The organism is Stenotrophomonas sp. A3_2 (assembly GCF_036624925.1).
Classification (GTDB): Bacteria; Pseudomonadota; Gammaproteobacteria; order Xanthomonadales; family Xanthomonadaceae; genus Stenotrophomonas; species Stenotrophomonas hibiscicola.
Genome location: NZ_JAZKVY010000040.1, coordinates 13,463 through 29,238 on the forward strand (window position 1 = coordinate 13,463; position 15,776 = coordinate 29,238).

Consider the following 15,776-nt stretch of genomic DNA (forward strand, 5'->3'; position numbering starts at 1 on the left):
GCGGGGAACGGTGGCGATCAGCCACCATTGTCGCCCACCGGCAGCGGCGCGTGCTGCTGTTTTTTCTCCTTGTGCTTGATCACCAGGCGGTCAAGCTTGTCCGCAAGCAGGTCGATCGCGGCATACATGGTCTGGGCATTGGCCTCCGCGTGCAGGGTCTGGCCCGGGATGTTGAGGCTGGCGTCGACATGGTGTTCGGTCTTCTGCAGCTTGAGGGTCACCCGCGCTTCGCAGTGCTGGTCGAAGTGCTTTCCGATCCGGGCCAGCTTTTCCTCCACATAGGACTGCAGGGCCGGGGTGACTTCGACATCTTTGCCAAACGTTTCGATGCGCATCGGGTTTCTCCTGTGTTCGGATGTGCCAATGAACCTCTCCGCCGGGCGCGGCGGCGCGTCAAGCGATTCTGACCCTTTCGTGCGAGGCGGAAATGTTCATGGCTTCACGATACTTCGCCACGGTGCGCCGCGCTACTGGGATTCCCGACGATTTGAGCAGGTCAGCCAGCTTGGCGTCAGAAAGCGGCTTGCGCGGATTCTCATCGTCGATCAGGCGCCGGATCATCGCCTGGATGGCGGTGCTGGACGCCTCGCCGCCGCCTTCGGTATCGATGCCGGAGGCGAAGAAGGCCCGCAGTGGCAGGGTGCCGCGCGGGGTGCGCACGTGCTTGCGGGCGATCGCACGCGACACCGTGGATTCGTGCAGGCCCAGTTCGGTGGCAATCTCGCGCAGGGTCAGTGGGCGCAGCGCCTGCTCGCCGAATTCAAGGAAGCCGGCCTGCTGCAGGATCAGGCTGCGCACGACGCGCAACAGGGTTTCGCCGCGCTGCTGCAGGCCTTTCAGCAGCCAGCGTGCTTCCTGCAGCTGGGCACGCAGGTAGCCGGCATCGGCATCGCCGCAACGCCGGATAAGCTGTTCGTAGCCGCGGTGGATAACCACCTTCGGCCCGGCATGCGCGGCCAGTGCAGCGCGCCACACGCCGTTCTGCCGCCATACCACCACGTCCGGCACCACGTAAGTGTCCTGCGACAGCGGTGCGATCTGCGTGCCCGGGCGCGGGTCCAGCGAGCGCAGCAGTGCGACGGCAGTCTCGACCTCGTCCATCGGCTGCTTCAACTCATGAGCAAGCCCGGCGACGCCACTGCGTGGCAGCCGTTCCAGCGGGCCTGCGGCAATCTGTCGCGCCAGCGCCAGCCCGGGCGTTTCGCCGGGCAGCACATCCAGCTGCAGCAGCAGGCATTCGCCCAGCGTGCGCGCAGCCACACCCACCGGATCGAAGCGCTGGATGCGATGCAGCACGGCGAGGATCTCGTCCTCGCCGGCGTGGATCGCCGGCAACAGGGTGTCGGCGATGGTGCCCAGCGGTTCGCGCAGATAACCGTCATCGTCCAGTGCATCGATGAGCGCGGCACCGATGCTGCGATCACGTGGGGACAGATGCGACAGATGCAGCTGCCACAGCAGATGGTCGGCCAGCGTTTCGGTTTCGGCTACGCGCTCGGCGGCGCTGCCATTGTCGTCGTCATCGTCGAAGCTGCCGCCGCTGCCGGACGCGTTCCAGTCCAGTTCCGCCGGCGCCCAGTCGTCGCCGGCATCGGCGCGTTCTGCGGGCGCATCGTTGCCGTTGTCGTCGCCTTCGCCGGCAGGACTGCTGCTGTCACTGCTGTCGGCCCAGTCCAGCAGCGGATTGCTTTCCACCGCCTGCGCGATTTCCAGCTCCAGCTCGGTGGTGGACATCTGCAGCAGCTTGATCGCCTGCTGCAACTGGGGCGTAAGCACCAGTTGCTGTCCCAACGATGTCTGCAGCCGAGTCTTCATGCCTGTGCCGAAAGGAAGGAAAGGGACCCGGCGACTGCTTCACAGCTTGAAGGAATCCCCGAGGTAGACGCGGCGTACATCGGCGTTGTCCAGGATCGCTTCCGGCGAACCCTGGGCCAGCACGCTGCCCTCGGCGAGGATATACGCGCGGTCGCAGATACCCAAGGTCTCGCGCACGTTGTGGTCGGTGATCAGCACGCCGATGCCACGCTGCTTGAGATGGGTGACGATGCGCTGGATCTCGCCGACCGAAATCGGATCGACACCGGCGAACGGCTCGTCAAGCAGGATCAGGCGCGGCTGCGCTGCCAGGGCGCGGGCGATCTCGCAGCGGCGGCGTTCGCCACCGGACAGGCTGGCGCCAAGCTGGTCGGCAACATGGCCCAGCTGCAGTTCGTCGAGCAGGCTGTTCAATTCGCGCTCGCGGCCGGCCGCATCCAGGTCTTCGCGCAGCTCCAGCACCAGGCGGATGTTGTCGGCCACGGTCAGCTTGCGGAATACCGACGGTTCCTGCGGCAGATAGCCCACGCCCTGCTTGGCGCGGGTATACATCGGGTCGCCGGTGATGTCCTTGCCGTCGAGCACGATGCTGCCAGCGTCAGCCGCAACCAGGCCGACGATCATGTAGAAGCAGGTGGTCTTGCCGGCACCGTTGGGGCCCAGCAGGCCGACCACTTCGCCGGCGTCGAGGGTCAGCCCGAAATCCTTGACGACTTCGCGCTGCTTGTACTTCTTGCGCAGGCCCTTGGCGACGAGCATTACTTCCTGCTCCCGGCCGGCTGCGCCGGCGTGGTGGCCTTGGGCTGTGCCGCAGGCGCGGCCGGGGTCTTGTTCTTCGGCGGGATGACGGTGCGCACACGGCTGCCGTCACCACCGGAGTTCATTTCGCCGGTGCGGGTGTTGTAGACCATGCGCTGGCCGGCATTGGTGCCGCGCGCGCTGGTGACCTTGTAGTTGCCGGTCAGGGTGATGATCTCGGTCTTGATGTCGTAGTCGATGCGGTCGGCAACGGCATCCATCCAGGTGCCGTCATCGAGCTGCTGCTTCATCTTGGCCTGCTTGCCAGTGAACACCGCGCGCACGGCTTCGCCATCCTTGAGGTAGATCTCGGCCTCGGACGAGCGCAGGTCCAGCGTGCCCTGGGTGATGATCACGCCCTGCGACAGCACGGTCTTGCCGTCGCCGGTGAGCGTGCCGGACTGGGCGCCGGAATCGATGTGCATGTCTTCGTTGCGGTCGGTGGACTTGGCGAAGGCGGCGCTGGGGACAAGAAGACCGAGCGCGAGTACGGCGGCAAAGGAAATCTTCATCGGGGTCCGTTCTACCGGTGGGGGCCTCCCGGGCAGGCCGGGGGCGGAGGGTGGGGCTGCCGGCCCTGCGCCTGTCCGGAGACGTCGCGGGCTGGCGGCGGAATCAGCGTTTGGGCGTGTAACGGCCCTTGGACTGGCTGAGGAAATGATACGTGTTGTTCTTCGAATCCACTTCGAAGCCGACGCCGGACTGTTCCATGCCCGGGCGGGTCATGGTCACCAGGGCGTCGGTGCGGGCGCGGTTCTCCTTCGGGAACACGTCCAGATGGTCGGTGCGGAAGGTGGTCGGCACCACGCCCGGATCGGCCGGGCTGTCGCCGGCCACATTGCCGCGCAGCTTCATCTGGTCGCCCTTGGCGCTGAGCCAGCCGGTCTCGGCACGCAGGGTCCAGTGCTTGCCATCCTTGTCCGGCATCTCGAACAGCGGCGTGGCGATGTTGATGGTCTGGTCGCCACGCTGGCGCTCCAGCCGCGGCGCACGCAGGGTGGTCGACTCCTTGCCGTGCTCATCCAGGGCCACGATCTGGAAGTCGTGCAGAACGTAGTCCACACCCGGCTCCTGGCTGTCGTTGGCCGGGCCCTTGTCGCGGTTGCGCAGGGCGGCCCAGCTGCTGAGCAGCGCCGCCAGCAGCAGGCCGACGCCCAGCAGGGTGCGCCAGTTCAGTGTCGGCAGGCTCATGCGCCGAACCTCGCCAGCACCGAATCCACGTGGCCCTGTGCGGCCAGCAGGATGTCGCACAGTTCGCGGGCGGCGCCACGTCCGCCGTCGGCGCGGGTCTGCCAGTGCACGCGCTCGGCGATCCACGGGTGGGCGTTGGCCGGGGCCACTGCCAGGCCGACCGCGCCCAGCGGCGCCAGGTCCGGCAGGTCGTCGCCCATGAAGGCCACCTGCTCCAGGCCGACGCCGTGCTGCGCGCACAGCGCCTGCACGCTGGCCAGCTTGTCGCCCACGGCGATCTGGGTGTCGATGCCGAGGTCGGCGCCGCGCTTGAGCGCGGACTGGCTGTTGCGCGCGGTGATCAGCACGGGATGGATGCCGTGCTGCTGCAGCAGTTTCAGGCCCAGACCGTCCTGCACGAAGTACGCCTTGCTCTCGTTGCCGTCCTTGTCGTAGTACAGCCGACCGTCGGTGAGGGTACCGTCCACGTCGAAGCAGGCCAGGCGGACGCGGACCGCAGCGGCATGCAGGTGGGCGGGGAACGCGGGCAGCGGGGACCAGGGCATCAGGCGATCAGGCTCGGTGGGGGCGGGTGGGGCATTACAGACTGAATGGGGTCTACGGACTGTCGGTTAAACCACCCGGGCCCGCAACAGGTCATGAATGTTCAGGGCGCCGACCGCACGGCCCTGGCCATCGACCACGATCAGGCCGTTGATTTTCTGGGTCTCCATCTGCCGCGCGGCCTCTACGGCCAGCTGGTCGGCACCGATGGTGCGCGGGTTGCGGGTCATCACATCGGCGATCTTCGCGGTGCGCACGTCCAGCGCGCTGTCCAGCGCGCGGCGCAGGTCGCCGTCGGTGAACAGGCCGATCAGCACGCCATCGGCGTCGACCACGGCGGTCATGCCGAGCCGCTTGCGGCTCATTTCCACCAGCGCCTCGCTGAGGCTGGCATCGGCGCCCACGCTGGGCAGGTCGTCGCCGGTGTGCATGACATCGGTGATGTGCAGCAGCAGGCGACGGCCGAGGCTGCCGGCCGGGTGCGAGCGGGCGAAGTCGTCGGCGGTGAAGCCGCGCGCGTCAAGCAGGGCTACGGCCAGCGCATCGCCCATCGCCAGCGAGGCGGTGGTGCTGGAGGTCGGCGCCAGCGCCAGCGGGCAGGCCTCGGCCGGCACGCTCACATCCAGGTGGATGTCGGCGGCCGTGGCCAGGCTCGACTGCGGGCGGCCGGTCATGGAAATCAGCACGTTGCCCTGGCGCTTGAGCACAGGCAGCAGCATCAGCACCTCATCGGACTCGCCCGAATAGGACAGGGCCAGCACCACGTCGGCTTCGGTGATCATGCCCAGGTCGCCGTGGCCGGCTTCGCCGGGATGCACGTAGAACGCCGGTGTGCCGGTGGAGGCCAGGGTGGCGGCGATCTTGCGGGCAATGTGGCCGGATTTGCCCATGCCGGTGGCGACCACCCGGCCGCGGCTGGCCAGGATCGCCTCGCAGGCCTGCTGGAAAGCCTCGCCAAGGCGGTCGGCGACGGCATCCAGCGCCTGCCGCTCGATCTCGAACACGCGGCGGCCACTGGCGATCAGGCCGGCAGGGTCGGCAGAACGGGGGGGCAACAGGGATTCGGCCATGCGGACGCCACGCAGCGGAAGTAGAATGGATGCACATTTTATTAGGAAAGCCCGTTGGACGCCGACACCATCCGCAATCTGATCGAAACCGGCCTGCCTGGCGCCCGCGCCGATGTGCGTGGCGACGATGGCGTGCATTTCGAAGCGACCGTGGTCTGCGAGGCCTTTGCCGGCAAGATGCCGCTGGCCCGCCACCGGATGGTCTATGCCACCCTCGGCGACCTGATGGGCGGCGCGATCCACGCGCTGGCGCTGAAAACCGTGACCCCGGCCGAAGCCGGCTGAACCGCAGAAGATTCCCAATACATGGCCAAGATCGTTGTGACCGGCGGCGCTGCGCTGCACGGTGAAGTGAGCATCTCCGGCGCCAAGAACGCCGTCCTTCCCATCCTCTGCGCGACCCTGCTGGCCGATGCGCCGGTGGAGATCACCAACGTGCCGCACCTGCACGACGTGGTCACCACGGTGAAGCTGCTGGGCGAACTGGGTGCCAAGGTCACCATCGACCAGGGCACGCTGTCGCGCGGCAGCGCGATCGTGGTCGACCCGCGTTCGGTCAACCAGCACGTGGCACCTTACGAGCTGGTCAAGACCATGCGCGCCTCGATCCTGGTGCTGGGCCCGCTGCTGGCCCGCTTCGGCGCGGCCGAAGTGTCGCTGCCGGGCGGCTGCGCGATCGGTTCGCGTCCGGTCGACCAGCACATCAAGGGCCTGCAGGCACTGGGTGCCGAGATCGTGGTCGAGAACGGCTTCATTAAGGCCAGCGCCAAGCGCCTGAAGGGCGGCCACTTCACCTTCGACATGGTCAGTGTCACCGGCACCGAGAACGTGCTGATGGGCGCGGTGCTGGCCGAAGGCACCACCATCCTCGACAACTGTGCGATGGAGCCGGAAGTAACCGATCTGGCGCATTGCCTGATCGCGCTGGGCGCGAAGATCGAAGGACTGGGCACCGCCCGCCTGGTGATCGAAGGCGTCGAGCGCCTGTCCGGTGGCCGCCACGAAGTGCTGCCCGACCGCATCGAGACCGGCACCTTCCTGGTGGCCGCAGCGATGACTGGCGGCAAGGTCACGGTCAACCGTGCGCGCCCGAACACCATGGACGCGGTGCTGTCCAAGCTGGTCGAGGCCGGTGCGAAGATCGAGACCACCGACGACACCATCACCCTGGACATGCAGGGCAAGCGGCCGAAGGCGGTCAACCTGACCACCGCGCCGTACCCGGCATTCCCGACCGACATGCAGGCCCAGTTCATGGCGCTCAACTGCGTGGCTGACGGCGTGGGCGTGATCAACGAAACGATCTTCGAGAACCGTTTCATGCACGTCAACGAACTGCTGCGCCTGGGCGCGGACATCCAGGTTGAAGGCCACACCGCCATCGTGCGTGGCAGCGAGCACCTGAGCGGTGCGCCGGTGATGGCCACCGACCTGCGTGCGTCGGCCTCGCTGATCCTGGCCGGCCTGATGGCCAGCGGCGAGACCACCATCGACCGCATCTACCACCTTGATCGTGGCTACGAGAACATCGAAGAGAAGCTGTCTTCGCTCGGCGCCACCATCCGGCGCGTGCCATGATCCTGCGTGGCAAGTTCAGCCCGCGTCGCAAGGCACTGCTGGCCCTGGTGCTGATCGTGCTGGCGTGGCTGGGCTATGCCTGGTACGCCAACATCGCCATTACCCAGGGCATCGAGCAGAGGGACATGGACTGGAACGGCGATGGCACGGTCTCGCGCGACGAGATCATCGAGTCGTTCTACGCGGTCGCGGTGAACGACAGCCAGGACGGCAACCGTCATTGCCGCACCTTCGTCTGGCGCAGCACCGGCGAGCAGATCCGAGTGGACTGCCGCACCGAGTTCAAGCCCGCTGCGGCCGAGGAAAAGAAGTAAGAAAAACGCCCGCGAAAGCGGGCGTTTTTCCCGGGGCGTCCATCCACGCATGGCGTGGATCTACTCCAGGTTTCCAGTAGATCCACGCCATGCGTGGATGACGTCGATCTCCGGTCAGTTCAGCGCCTTGATGGTCAGGTCCAGCGCATCGCGTCCGCCCTCACGCTGCAGCATGCGCGCCGGCACCGGGAACTCCGGCACGATCCAGGCGATCAGCTCCTTGTTGCCGTCGGCGCGCGAGACCTTGGTGGCCTCGTAGCTCTTGCCGCCCACGGTAATCGATTCCTTGCCGACCACGCGGTAGGTCATGTTCTTGATGCGGCCTTCGTCGACCATGCGATAGGTCAGCGGCTTACCGGCGGCCAGGTCACGGGTGATCGCCAGGTTGATCAGCAGCGCATCCATGTCACCGGCCTTCAGCGCGATGGGGCCGGCACGGTCCGGCTTGATGTCGCCGGTCCAGGTGGCCTGGTTGCTGGTCCAGTTGTAATTGGCCTGCACGTTGCGCTTCTTCACCAGCAGCGCCGAGCGGTCCTGGCTGCTCAACGGGCGCAGTTGCCCACGCACTTCCTCGAACACGGTGCTCTGGCTCAGGTCGGCCAGCTGGTTCTTCACCTGCAGGCTGTAGCGCCACTTGTTGCTGCCTTCGTTGGACAGGGTCATCGTGCCGTTGGCCTGCATGCCCATGTAGCTGGCCAGGTAATCCGCCTTGAAAGGTTGCAGGGCCATGGCCGGCAGGCTGGCCACGGACAGGGCAGCGGCCGCGATCCAGGCGAGGGGGCGGGTCGGGATGCTCATGCTCAGACTCCTTGGTATTCGATCAGGCGCAGATCGACGCGGTCTTCGCCGTCTTCGCGTTGCAGGATGCGCACCGGGGTGGGGACCCCGTTGGCGATCCAGAGGATGGTTTCATTTTTGCCGCCGTTGGTCCGGTAGACCCGCAGCGCGTTGTAGGACAGGTCGCCGACCTCGACGTTCTCGGTCTGCGGCGCGGCCTGGTAGTCATGCTGGCGGACCTTGCCCATGTCCACGTAGCGGTAGTGCATCGCGGCGCCTGGGCGGGCGTCGCGCATGATTGCCAGATTGATCAGCAGCGCACTCTGGTCGCCCGGCTGCAGCGGAATCGGCTGTGCGCGCTTCTTCTCGACATCGCCACTCCACTGCGCGGTACCGGCCTGCCAGTTGTACGTGCCGACCGCCTTCTTGCCGAGAAACAGGCCCTTGCGCACCGTGCTCTGGCTCAGCGGTGCATAGGTGCCAGCGCGCTCCTCGAAGACCGTGCTCTGCTCGATGTTCAGTCCCAGCACGCTGGCGAACCCGCGGCGGCCGACCACCTGCATGTCCACCCGCCACTGGTTGCCGCCGGTGTGGGTGACCTGCATGCTGGCGTCGCCGGCCTCCTTGCCCTTGTAGAAGGCCTGGTAGGTGGCGCTGAACGGCTGCAGCGGCGGCGGTTCCCACGCCAATGCCGGCAGGGCCGGGGCCGTCGTTTCGGCCGGCGGTTGCACCGCTGGCGCCGGAACCGGCGAGGCAGGCGCCTGTGCCTGGCCCCAACCCACGCCGGGAAGCACGACAAGCGACAGCAGCAATGAAGTGGACAGCAGGGTCGTGGTCTTCATGGAGGACAGGAGCTGCAGGAGGGGGGCAGGATGCCAGCCCCGCAGTCAGCGGGGCGTGTGCGTGGGCGTTACCGGTTCAGGTTCCCGGCGGAATCTAGGACCAGTGGGCTAAACAGGGGGTGACCATCCAGCAGTGGCTGGCCCTCCCGTTCAGCCAGGCGGCCGGCGCACAGCAGCTGCAGGGTGGCGATCAGCAGCGGATGCTCCACCGCCAGCACACGCGCCGCCAGGCTGTCGGCGTCATCGCCGGGCATCACCGGCACCCGCGCCTGGGCCAGCACGGCGCCGGCATCCAGCTCGGGCACCACCAGGTGCACGCTGGCCCCATGCTCCGCATCGCCGGCGTGCAGCGCCCGCGCATGCGTGTCCAGCCCCTTGTGCAGCGGTAGCAGGGAGGGGTGGATGTTGACCAGCCGGCCATTGAAGCGCTGCACGAAGTCGGCGCCGAGAATGCGCATGTAGCCGGCGCAGACGATCAGATCCGGCGCGACCGCGGCCAGTGCATCGCCCAAGGCCTGCTCGTAGGCGGCGCGGTCACCGAATTCTTTCGGTGCATGCGCCCAGCGCAGGCTGTCGCCGACCCGTTGCAGCGCGGCTGCGGCTGGGCGGTCGGAGAACACGCCGACAACCTCGGCGGGCAGGCGGCCGTCAGCAATTGCGTCAAGGATGGCCTGCAGGTTGCTGCCGCGGCCGGAGGCGAGCACGGCAATGCGGGTGGGCGTGCTCATTGCCGGGCACTCCGGCGGATCAACGGCCAGGTCAGCAGACTGCCCAAGGTCGCCAGCAGCATGTCGGCATGAGCGTCCCACATGTCGCCCTGCTGCCCGTTGTAGGCCTCGGCGGCGTCGGGCGACAGGGCCAGCGCGATGGCCCACTCGAACCACTCGTAGACCAGGCTGGCGCACATCACCGTCATCACCGCCAGGCTGAAGGCCTGGCCCAGGCGCAGCGCCGGCCAGGCATGCCGGGCCAGCTGCAGCAGCGCGGGGGTGAAGCAGACGCCGAACAACAAGTGGATGAGACGGTCGAAGTGGTTGCGCTGCCAGCCGAAGGCGGCATTCGGCGACCAGCCGGCCAGCGCCTGTGCCCAAGCGTCGTAGGGCACGTTGGAGTACAGCCAGCGCGCGCCCACGCAATGCAGTGCGATGAAGCCACAGATCGCGATGAAGGCGCCATTGCCCAGCCAGCCACGCCGGTCCACCCAGAGCAGGGCAGCCAGGCCGACGACGGTCAGCGAGCTGTGCAGGGCCTGTTCGACGGGCCACAGCGGATCGATCCAGCTGACCAGGAACACGGCCAGTACGGCGGCGAAGGCCAGCTTCTTGGGCAGTGAAACACGATAGCCGCGGGCAGTGGCGTTTGCGGCGGTGGCGGGCGCGGACATGTCGAATCGGTCAGGAGGAAGCGATGGGTTGCCTGCGGGCTCAGGCACTGAGGTGGTCGCCGCGGTCGAACAATGCGGCCATGTCAGGCTTGGACAGGAACACCCGGGCATAGGCGGTCAGGGCCATGCCCAGCGGGCCAGCCAGTACCGCCAGCCAGGCCGCGCGCTGGCACCAGGCCAGCCCGGTGCGGCGCGACAGCAGGCGTGCGGTGTGCAGCTGCACGACGCCAAGCGCGGCCGCCAACAGCGAAATGACCCCGTAGACCGTGGCCAGTACCGCGCCATCGGCCAGCCCGCGTGAGCTGGCGACCAGGCCGATGAAACCGAGGAAGGCCAACGCGGCCAGCCAGTGGAAACCTGCCAGCGCGTAGAACAGCACCTTCAGCGTCTGCAGGTGGCTGGCCAACTGCAGCTGCGCCAGGGTCTGCTGTGGCAATGGCGGAGGCGCGCCCGGCATCGTCATGCAGCCGTGCCAGCTGCATTGAAGGCGGCCTTCACCTGCGGGCGCAGCAGTGTGACCAGGGTGAAAACCCCTAGAACGGTGCCCAGCGGCGCGAACAGGCAGAGCAGGCCGGCCACGATCAGGCACAGCAGGTAACGACGCCGCCGGGCCACGCAGCGGCCGGCATGGATGACGAATGCGGCCATGCCCAGGCCGCCGGCGACGAACACGGTCCCCAGGACCGTGAACACCCAGCCGAACAGGCGCTGTTCGGCCGGCGACGAGGGCTGGCCCCCGGAGTTCATCGGCAGATGGCCGCTCAGCGCACTGATGCCGAGCACGATGTACAGAATGAAAAACAGCGAGAGCAGCGCAATCAGGCCACCGAACACATAGTGGGCGATGGACAGCGCGCGCAGGTGGTCAGCGTCCTGCCTGCTGAAGACCGGCACCGCCGCCAACGGCGGTGGTACCGGGGTGGGTGCCAGGGGGGGCGTTGCGTCCATGCGGGCTCCTGGTTGCCGGGCTCAGCCGATGTGGACGCGCTCGGCGCCTTCGGCGGTGACCACCTGGCCGATGGTCCAGTGCTCCAGGCCCTGCGCCCTGACCGCCTCGGACACGGCAGCCTCCTGGTCCGGCGCGACGATCAGCACGAAGCCGATGCCGCAGTTGAAGGTGCGCCACATCTCGCTGTCGGCCACGGCGCCTTCCTTCTGCAGCCACTGGAATACCGGCGGCAGGGTCCAGGACGAGGCCTGGATGTCCAGGCCGAGGCCGTCGGGCACCACGCGGATGATGTTCTCGGTCAGCCCGCCACCGGTGATGTGGGCCATGCCGTGAATGGCCTCGCCGTGTGACTTCAGCAGCGCCAGGATCGGCTTGACGTACAGGCGGGTCGGCGCCATCAGCGCATCGACCAGCTTCACGCCGCCTTCCAGCTCCAGCTCGGCCGGGCGGCCGGCACGGTCGTAGATGCGGCGCACCAGCGAGTAGCCGTTGGAGTGCGGGCCGGACGAGGCGATGCCGATCAGCACGTCGCCGGCAGCCACGCTGGCGCCGTCCTTCAGCTCGCTCTTCTCGACCGCGGCCACCGTGAAGCCGGCCAGGTCGTATTCGCCCGGGGCATACATGTCGGGCATTTCAGCGGTTTCACCACCGATCAGCGCGCAGCCGGCCTCGGTGCAGCCGTTGGCGATGCCGCCCACGACCGCCGCGGCGGTGTCGATGTCCAGCTTGCCGGTCGCGAAGTAGTCCAGGAAGAACAGCGGCTCGGCACCCTGTACCAGCACGTCGTTCACGCACATGGCGACCAGGTCGATGCCGATCGTATCGTGGCGGTTCAGCTGGTGCGCCAGCTTCAGCTTGGTGCCCACGCCGTCGGTACCCGACACCAGCACCGGCTCGCGGTACTTGTTGGACAGGTCGAACAGGGCGCCGAAGCCGCCCAGGCCGCCCATCACTTCCGGCCGGAAGCTGCGCTTGACCAGGGGCTTGATCCGCTCGACCAGCTCGTTGCCGGCGTCGATGTCGACACCCGCGTCACGATAGGTAAGGGGGGAGGGGGCGGAAGACGGGGTGTTGGTCACGGGCGTCGGCGCTGGCAGGGGTTGAACGGGCGATTTTAACAGGCCGCATTGGCGCAAAGGCCGTATTCGGGCAACAATTCCCCCGGATACGTCGAGCCAATGGATGTCCTGATGCGCCGCAGCCTGATTCTGACCCTGCTCCTTGCGCTGAGCCTGCCGGTGGCCACGATGGCCCAGAGCGGCCTTCGCACCGAGGGTGATGTCGCCACCGCCAGTGGCGCGTACGAGGCCGAAGTGCCCGTCAACAGCCAAGCCGAAGCCGATCGCAACGGCGCCCTGGCCCGCGCCCTGAGCGTGGTACTGGGCAAGCTGTCCGGTGATCGCAACGTGATGTCGCGCCCCGGTGTGGTGCAGGCACTGCGCAATGCCAAGGACTACGTGGCCAGCTACGACTACAAGCAGGACCAGAGCGTAGGCGCCAGCGGCGCGCCGAGCTTCCGGACCCTGCTGGTGGCCCGTTTCCGCGAGGACGACGTCGATTCGCTGGTCTCGGCGCTGGGCCTGCCGCTGTGGCCGCAGCCGCGACCGAAGCCGGTGGTGTGGCTGGCCGTGGATGACGGCAGCGGACCGCGCCTGGTTAGCGTGCAGCAGGCCAATGCCGCCCGCCCACTGCTGAACCGCGCCATCGAGCGCGGCTACAAGCTCGGCCTGCCCAGCGGCGGTGCCGCCGAGCAGGCGCTGGCCGGTGCCATCTGGCGCCAGGACAGTGCCGCCGTGGCCCGCGCCTCCTCGCGCTACTCACCGCCGATGCAGCTGATCGGCAAGCTCTACCGCGCCAACGGCGGCTGGCAGGCGGACTGGGTGTTCGTCGACAACGGCCGTGAGCTGAACAAGTGGACCAGCAAGGACGCCAACGCCATGCGGGCGATGGCGGCCGGCGCCGATGGCGCCGCCGATGCGCTGGTCAGGCGCTATGCGAAGGCCGGCGCCGCCGTCGGCCAGGCCGGAACCTACCGCGTGGTGGTCACCGGCATCAACAGTGCCGACGACTACCTGCGCCTGGCCGCCGGCCTGCGCGAGGTGCCGGTGGTGCGCAACGTCACCCCGCTGCATGCTTCGGCCGGCCAGCTGGAGCTGAGCCTGGAGATGACCACCGGCCTGGCCGGCTTCAACCGCATGCTGGGTGACAACGGTGTACTGGTGCCGAGCGCGCCGCTGCCGGCCCTGCCGACGCCGATCGACGACACCACCGGTGCCCCGGTCGCAGCACCGGTCAGCAATGAGTACCGCCTGCGATGACCCTGACCCCGGAAGCGGAAATCGCGCAGTTCCTGCGCCGGCTGAAGTACATCCTGTTCGCCGGCCTGGTCGGCTGGGTGGTGTGGCTGCTGGCCCCGATCCTGACCCCGTTCGTGCTGGCGCTGGCACTGGCCTGGCTGGGCGACCCGCTGGTGGACCGCATCGAGGCCACCGGCCGCTCGCGCATGACCGGCGTGGTGCTGGTGTTCGCGGCGATGGTGCTGGTGATCGTGGCGCTGCTGCTGGTGCTGGTGCCGATGATCGAGCGCCAGATCACCACCCTGATCGCGGTCGCGCCGCAGGCGCAGGCGTGGCTGATGGAAAAGGGGATTCCCTGGTTCGAGCAGAAGACCGGCCTGGAAGTGATGCAGTGGCTGGATCCGGACCGCCTGATCGAGTGGGTGCGCAGCCACTGGCAGCAGGCCGGCGGCGTCGCCACCACGTTCATGGGCTACGTCTCGCGTTCGGGTTTTGCGATGGTGACCTGGGTGGTCAACATCCTGCTGCTGCCGATCCTGGCGTTCTACTTCCTGCGCGACTGGGACAAGCTGGTCGAGCGGGTGGCCTCGGTGATTCCGCGCAACCACATCGGCACCATCACTGCGCTGGCGCGTGAGTCCAACGAGGTGTTGGGGGCGTTCATCCGCGGCCAGTTCCTGGTGATGCTGGCATTGGGCGTGATCTACGCCGGCGGCCTGTCGCTGGTAGGCCTCAAGCTGGGCCTGCTGATTGGCCTGATTGCCGGCCTGATCAGCTTCATCCCCTACCTGGGCGCGACCACCGGCGTGCTGATGGCGGTGATTGCCGCGCTGGTGCAGGCACAGGGTTTCGACCTGAAGCTGCTGATCCTGGTCGGCGTGGTGTTCACCGTGGGCCAGCTGCTGGAGAGCTACGTACTGACCCCGCGCATTGTCGGCGACAAGATCGGCCTGCATCCGGTGGCGGTGATCTTCGCGGTGATGGCCGGCGGCCAGCTGTTCGGCTTCCTCGGCATGCTGCTGGCGCTGCCGGTGGCGGCGGTGACCAACGTGCTGCTGCGCTATGCCCACCAGCGTTACCGCCAGAGCGAGCTGTACGTGGGCGAGAAGCCGGCGATCGTGCTTGATGGCGTGGTCGACGCCCCCCATATCATCGTTCCGACCGACAAGGGCCCCGACCTGAAGTGATGGGCGTGCCGCAACTGCCGCTGGCCCTGCATTACCCGCGGGACCAGCGCCTGGAGACCTTCATCGGCGCGCCGGATGGCGCGCTGGCGCAGCTGCGCGCGATCGCGGTCGGTGCCAGCCACGATTGGGTCTACCTGGAAGGCGCTGCGGGAACCGGCAAGACCCACCAGGCGCTGGCGACGTGCTCCAGCGCCGAGCAGGCCGGGCGCCTGCCGACGTACGTGCCACTGGCCAGCGCCGCCGGCCGCGTTCGTGCAGCGCTCGACGGGCTGGACGCACGCGAACTGGTGGCGCTGGACGGGCTGGACGAGGTTGCCGGCAACCGCGAGGACGAGATCGCGCTGTTTGATTTCCACAACCGCGCGCGTGCAGCAGGCGTGACCGTGCTGTACACGGCGCAGAAGGCGCCGGAAGAACTGGGCCTGGTACTGCCGGACCTGCGTTCGCGGCTGGGCCAGTGCGTGCGCGTGCTGCTGCAGCCGCTGGATGAGGAAGGTCGTGCTGCGGTGCTGCGCGAGCGCGCGCTGCGACGCGGCCTGGCCATCGACGAAGCGGCCATCGAGTGGCTGCTGTCGCACACCGGGCGCGAGCTGGGTGGGTTGATCACGCTGCTGGACTGGCTGGACCGCGAATCGCTGGCGGCGAAGCGGCGGATCACCGTGCCGTTCCTGCGCCAGGTGCTGGAAGAAGGCCGGCCCCGCTACTGAGGGTGGGGTTTGTTTGCAGGGCTGCGCCCTGCACCCGCAGAAGCAACGTCAACGTCAAAAGCTGGCTATCCGTGGGGATGGCGGGGTGGGGGGGGGGGGGGGGGGGGGGGGGGCGGGGGGCCCGCGGGGCCCGGGGCCGGGGGGGGGGGCCGGGGCCACCCCGCCGGCGCACCCCCCCGCCACCCCACCCCGCCCGGCCTCTGACAGTTTCCGTGGGCGTCCAGCCACGGAAAAGAAAAAAGAAAAGCAAAAGCGGGTCGCTTCGCTGCGCTTGCTCTGGTGACGACCAAGGTCGACACCCACCAACAGCAGTCAGCAGTCAGC

Annotated in this window: 20 protein-coding genes; 6 read left to right on the forward strand and 14 right to left on the reverse strand. The window is 67.9% G+C overall.

The features are described 5' to 3' along the window. Positions 1-17: 17 nt before the first annotated feature. The 7 genes from hpf to R5H29_RS00455 form a co-directional block, all read right to left on the reverse strand. Positions 18-335, reverse strand: coding sequence for a ribosome hibernation-promoting factor, HPF/YfiA family (gene hpf, locus R5H29_RS00425; RefSeq protein ID WP_004147311.1), 318 nt, complete (start codon positions 333-335; stop codon positions 18-20). Positions 336-393: 58 nt separating this feature from the next. After that, a complete protein-coding gene (locus R5H29_RS00430) occupies positions 394-1,815 on the reverse strand; it encodes an RNA polymerase factor sigma-54 (RefSeq protein ID WP_021202591.1) in 1,422 nt (473 codons plus the stop codon). 39 nt (positions 1,816-1,854) lie between these two features. After that, the gene (lptB, locus tag R5H29_RS00435) at positions 1,855-2,574 is read right to left on the reverse strand and encodes an LPS export ABC transporter ATP-binding protein (protein ID WP_019659449.1); all 720 of its coding nucleotides are present in this window, start codon (positions 2,572-2,574) and stop codon (positions 1,855-1,857) included. Continuing rightward, on the reverse strand, positions 2,574-3,125 hold the full coding sequence (gene lptA / locus R5H29_RS00440) for a lipopolysaccharide transport periplasmic protein LptA (protein ID WP_019659448.1): 552 nt from the start codon (positions 3,123-3,125) through the stop codon (positions 2,574-2,576). Before lptA ends, lptB begins: the two co-directional genes overlap by 1 nt. A 103-nt stretch (positions 3,126-3,228) precedes the next feature. Next, the gene (gene lptC, locus R5H29_RS00445; protein ID WP_019659447.1) at positions 3,229-3,804 is read right to left on the reverse strand and encodes an LPS export ABC transporter periplasmic protein LptC; all 576 of its coding nucleotides are present in this window, start codon (positions 3,802-3,804) and stop codon (positions 3,229-3,231) included. Next, positions 3,801-4,349, reverse strand: coding sequence for an HAD family hydrolase (locus R5H29_RS00450; RefSeq protein ID WP_134732236.1), 549 nt, complete (start codon positions 4,347-4,349; stop codon positions 3,801-3,803). The genes lptC and R5H29_RS00450 overlap by 4 nt, the downstream gene beginning before the upstream one ends. Before the next feature lie 66 nt (positions 4,350-4,415). Then, positions 4,416-5,417 carry a KpsF/GutQ family sugar-phosphate isomerase gene (locus tag R5H29_RS00455; protein ID WP_332328550.1) on the reverse strand — a complete coding sequence of 334 codons (1,002 nt, stop codon included), beginning with the start codon at positions 5,415-5,417 and terminating at the stop codon, positions 4,416-4,418. Positions 5,418-5,471: 54 nt separating this feature from the next. Between R5H29_RS00455 and R5H29_RS00460 the strand changes: the two genes are divergently transcribed. The 3 genes from R5H29_RS00460 to R5H29_RS00470 are packed head-to-tail and all read left to right on the forward strand — an operon-like array spanning position 5,472 to position 7,309. Beyond that, a complete protein-coding gene (locus R5H29_RS00460; protein WP_021202589.1) occupies positions 5,472-5,702 on the forward strand; it encodes a BolA family protein in 231 nt (76 codons plus the stop codon). A gap of 21 nt (positions 5,703-5,723) precedes the next feature. Beyond that, complete coding sequence (gene murA / locus R5H29_RS00465) at positions 5,724-6,995, forward strand: UDP-N-acetylglucosamine 1-carboxyvinyltransferase (RefSeq protein ID WP_019659444.1); 1,272 nt, start codon at positions 5,724-5,726, stop codon at positions 6,993-6,995. Further along, entirely contained in the window at positions 6,992-7,309 is a 318-nt protein-coding gene (locus tag R5H29_RS00470) for a hypothetical protein (protein WP_019659443.1), read from the forward strand. Before murA ends, R5H29_RS00470 begins: the two co-directional genes overlap by 4 nt. A 114-nt stretch (positions 7,310-7,423) precedes the next feature. On the opposite strand, the gene R5H29_RS00475 is transcribed toward R5H29_RS00470, so the two are convergent. The 7 genes from R5H29_RS00475 to purM all read right to left on the reverse strand — a co-directional run bounded on the left by R5H29_RS00475 (position 7,424) and on the right by purM (position 12,340). Next, a complete protein-coding gene (locus R5H29_RS00475; RefSeq protein ID WP_019659442.1) occupies positions 7,424-8,107 on the reverse strand; it encodes a DUF3108 domain-containing protein in 684 nt (227 codons plus the stop codon). Positions 8,108-8,109: 2 nt separating this feature from the next. Continuing rightward, positions 8,110-8,928, reverse strand: coding sequence for a DUF3108 domain-containing protein (locus tag R5H29_RS00480; protein WP_155029070.1), 819 nt, complete (start codon positions 8,926-8,928; stop codon positions 8,110-8,112). A gap of 68 nt (positions 8,929-8,996) precedes the next feature. Continuing rightward, positions 8,997-9,656 carry a phosphoribosylglycinamide formyltransferase gene (purN, locus tag R5H29_RS00485; RefSeq protein ID WP_021202586.1) on the reverse strand — a complete coding sequence of 220 codons (660 nt, stop codon included), beginning with the start codon at positions 9,654-9,656 and terminating at the stop codon, positions 8,997-8,999. Further along, positions 9,653-10,312 carry a DUF2238 domain-containing protein gene (locus tag R5H29_RS00490; RefSeq protein WP_019659439.1) on the reverse strand — a complete coding sequence of 220 codons (660 nt, stop codon included), beginning with the start codon at positions 10,310-10,312 and terminating at the stop codon, positions 9,653-9,655. Before R5H29_RS00490 ends, purN begins: the two co-directional genes overlap by 4 nt. Positions 10,313-10,352: 40 nt before the next feature. Beyond that, complete coding sequence (locus tag R5H29_RS00495; RefSeq protein ID WP_021202585.1) at positions 10,353-10,775, reverse strand: hypothetical protein; 423 nt, start codon at positions 10,773-10,775, stop codon at positions 10,353-10,355. Beyond that, complete coding sequence (locus tag R5H29_RS00500) at positions 10,772-11,260, reverse strand: hypothetical protein (protein ID WP_332328551.1); 489 nt, start codon at positions 11,258-11,260, stop codon at positions 10,772-10,774. The genes R5H29_RS00495 and R5H29_RS00500 overlap by 4 nt, the downstream gene beginning before the upstream one ends. Before the next feature lie 21 nt (positions 11,261-11,281). Beyond that, the gene (gene purM / locus R5H29_RS00505) at positions 11,282-12,340 is read right to left on the reverse strand and encodes a phosphoribosylformylglycinamidine cyclo-ligase (RefSeq protein WP_019659436.1); all 1,059 of its coding nucleotides are present in this window, start codon (positions 12,338-12,340) and stop codon (positions 11,282-11,284) included. A gap of 99 nt (positions 12,341-12,439) precedes the next feature. Between purM and R5H29_RS00510 the strand changes: the two genes are divergently transcribed. From R5H29_RS00510 to hda, 3 genes are read left to right on the forward strand one after another with little or no spacing between them, the layout of a single operon-like run. Next, positions 12,440-13,579 carry a DUF2066 domain-containing protein gene (locus R5H29_RS00510; protein ID WP_019659435.1) on the forward strand — a complete coding sequence of 380 codons (1,140 nt, stop codon included), beginning with the start codon at positions 12,440-12,442 and terminating at the stop codon, positions 13,577-13,579. Next, positions 13,576-14,745 carry an AI-2E family transporter gene (locus R5H29_RS00515; RefSeq protein ID WP_111099197.1) on the forward strand — a complete coding sequence of 390 codons (1,170 nt, stop codon included), beginning with the start codon at positions 13,576-13,578 and terminating at the stop codon, positions 14,743-14,745. The genes R5H29_RS00510 and R5H29_RS00515 overlap by 4 nt, the downstream gene beginning before the upstream one ends. Further along, positions 14,745-15,452: a DnaA regulatory inactivator Hda gene (gene hda / locus R5H29_RS00520; RefSeq protein ID WP_021202582.1), complete on the forward strand. Its 708-nt coding sequence runs from the start codon at positions 14,745-14,747 to the stop codon at positions 15,450-15,452. Before R5H29_RS00515 ends, hda begins: the two co-directional genes overlap by 1 nt. Positions 15,453-15,776: the final 324 nt, after the last annotated feature.

Bases quoted from the DNA above. Each gene is read 5' to 3' on its own strand.
- hpf (WP_004147311.1), bottom strand. From the start codon at position 335: ATGCGCATCGAAACGTTTGGCAAAGATGTCGAAGTCACCCCGGCCCTG.
- R5H29_RS00430 (WP_021202591.1), bottom strand. From the start codon at position 1,815: ATGAAGACTCGGCTGCAGACATCGTTGGGACAGCAACTGGTGCTTACG.
- lptB (WP_019659449.1), bottom strand. From the start codon at position 2,574: ATGCTCGTCGCCAAGGGCCTGCGCAAGAAGTACAAGCAGCGCGAAGTC.
- lptA (WP_019659448.1), bottom strand. From the start codon at position 3,125: ATGAAGATTTCCTTTGCCGCCGTACTCGCGCTCGGTCTTCTTGTCCCC.
- lptC (WP_019659447.1), bottom strand. From the start codon at position 3,804: ATGAGCCTGCCGACACTGAACTGGCGCACCCTGCTGGGCGTCGGCCTG.
- R5H29_RS00450 (WP_134732236.1), bottom strand. From the start codon at position 4,349: ATGCCCTGGTCCCCGCTGCCCGCGTTCCCCGCCCACCTGCATGCCGCT.
- R5H29_RS00455 (WP_332328550.1), bottom strand. From the start codon at position 5,417: ATGGCCGAATCCCTGTTGCCCCCCCGTTCTGCCGACCCTGCCGGCCTG.
- murA (WP_019659444.1), top strand. From the start codon at position 5,724: ATGGCCAAGATCGTTGTGACCGGCGGCGCTGCGCTGCACGGTGAAGTG.
- R5H29_RS00470 (WP_019659443.1), top strand. From the start codon at position 6,992: ATGATCCTGCGTGGCAAGTTCAGCCCGCGTCGCAAGGCACTGCTGGCC.
- R5H29_RS00475 (WP_019659442.1), bottom strand. From the start codon at position 8,107: ATGAGCATCCCGACCCGCCCCCTCGCCTGGATCGCGGCCGCTGCCCTG.
- R5H29_RS00480 (WP_155029070.1), bottom strand. From the start codon at position 8,928: ATGAAGACCACGACCCTGCTGTCCACTTCATTGCTGCTGTCGCTTGTC.
- purN (WP_021202586.1), bottom strand. From the start codon at position 9,656: ATGAGCACGCCCACCCGCATTGCCGTGCTCGCCTCCGGCCGCGGCAGC.
- R5H29_RS00490 (WP_019659439.1), bottom strand. From the start codon at position 10,312: ATGTCCGCGCCCGCCACCGCCGCAAACGCCACTGCCCGCGGCTATCGT.
- R5H29_RS00495 (WP_021202585.1), bottom strand. From the start codon at position 10,775: ATGACGATGCCGGGCGCGCCTCCGCCATTGCCACAGCAGACCCTGGCG.
- R5H29_RS00500 (WP_332328551.1), bottom strand. From the start codon at position 11,260: ATGGACGCAACGCCCCCCCTGGCACCCACCCCGGTACCACCGCCGTTG.
- R5H29_RS00510 (WP_019659435.1), top strand. From the start codon at position 12,440: ATGGATGTCCTGATGCGCCGCAGCCTGATTCTGACCCTGCTCCTTGCG.
- R5H29_RS00515 (WP_111099197.1), top strand. From the start codon at position 13,576: ATGACCCTGACCCCGGAAGCGGAAATCGCGCAGTTCCTGCGCCGGCTG.
- hda (WP_021202582.1), top strand. From the start codon at position 14,745: ATGGGCGTGCCGCAACTGCCGCTGGCCCTGCATTACCCGCGGGACCAG.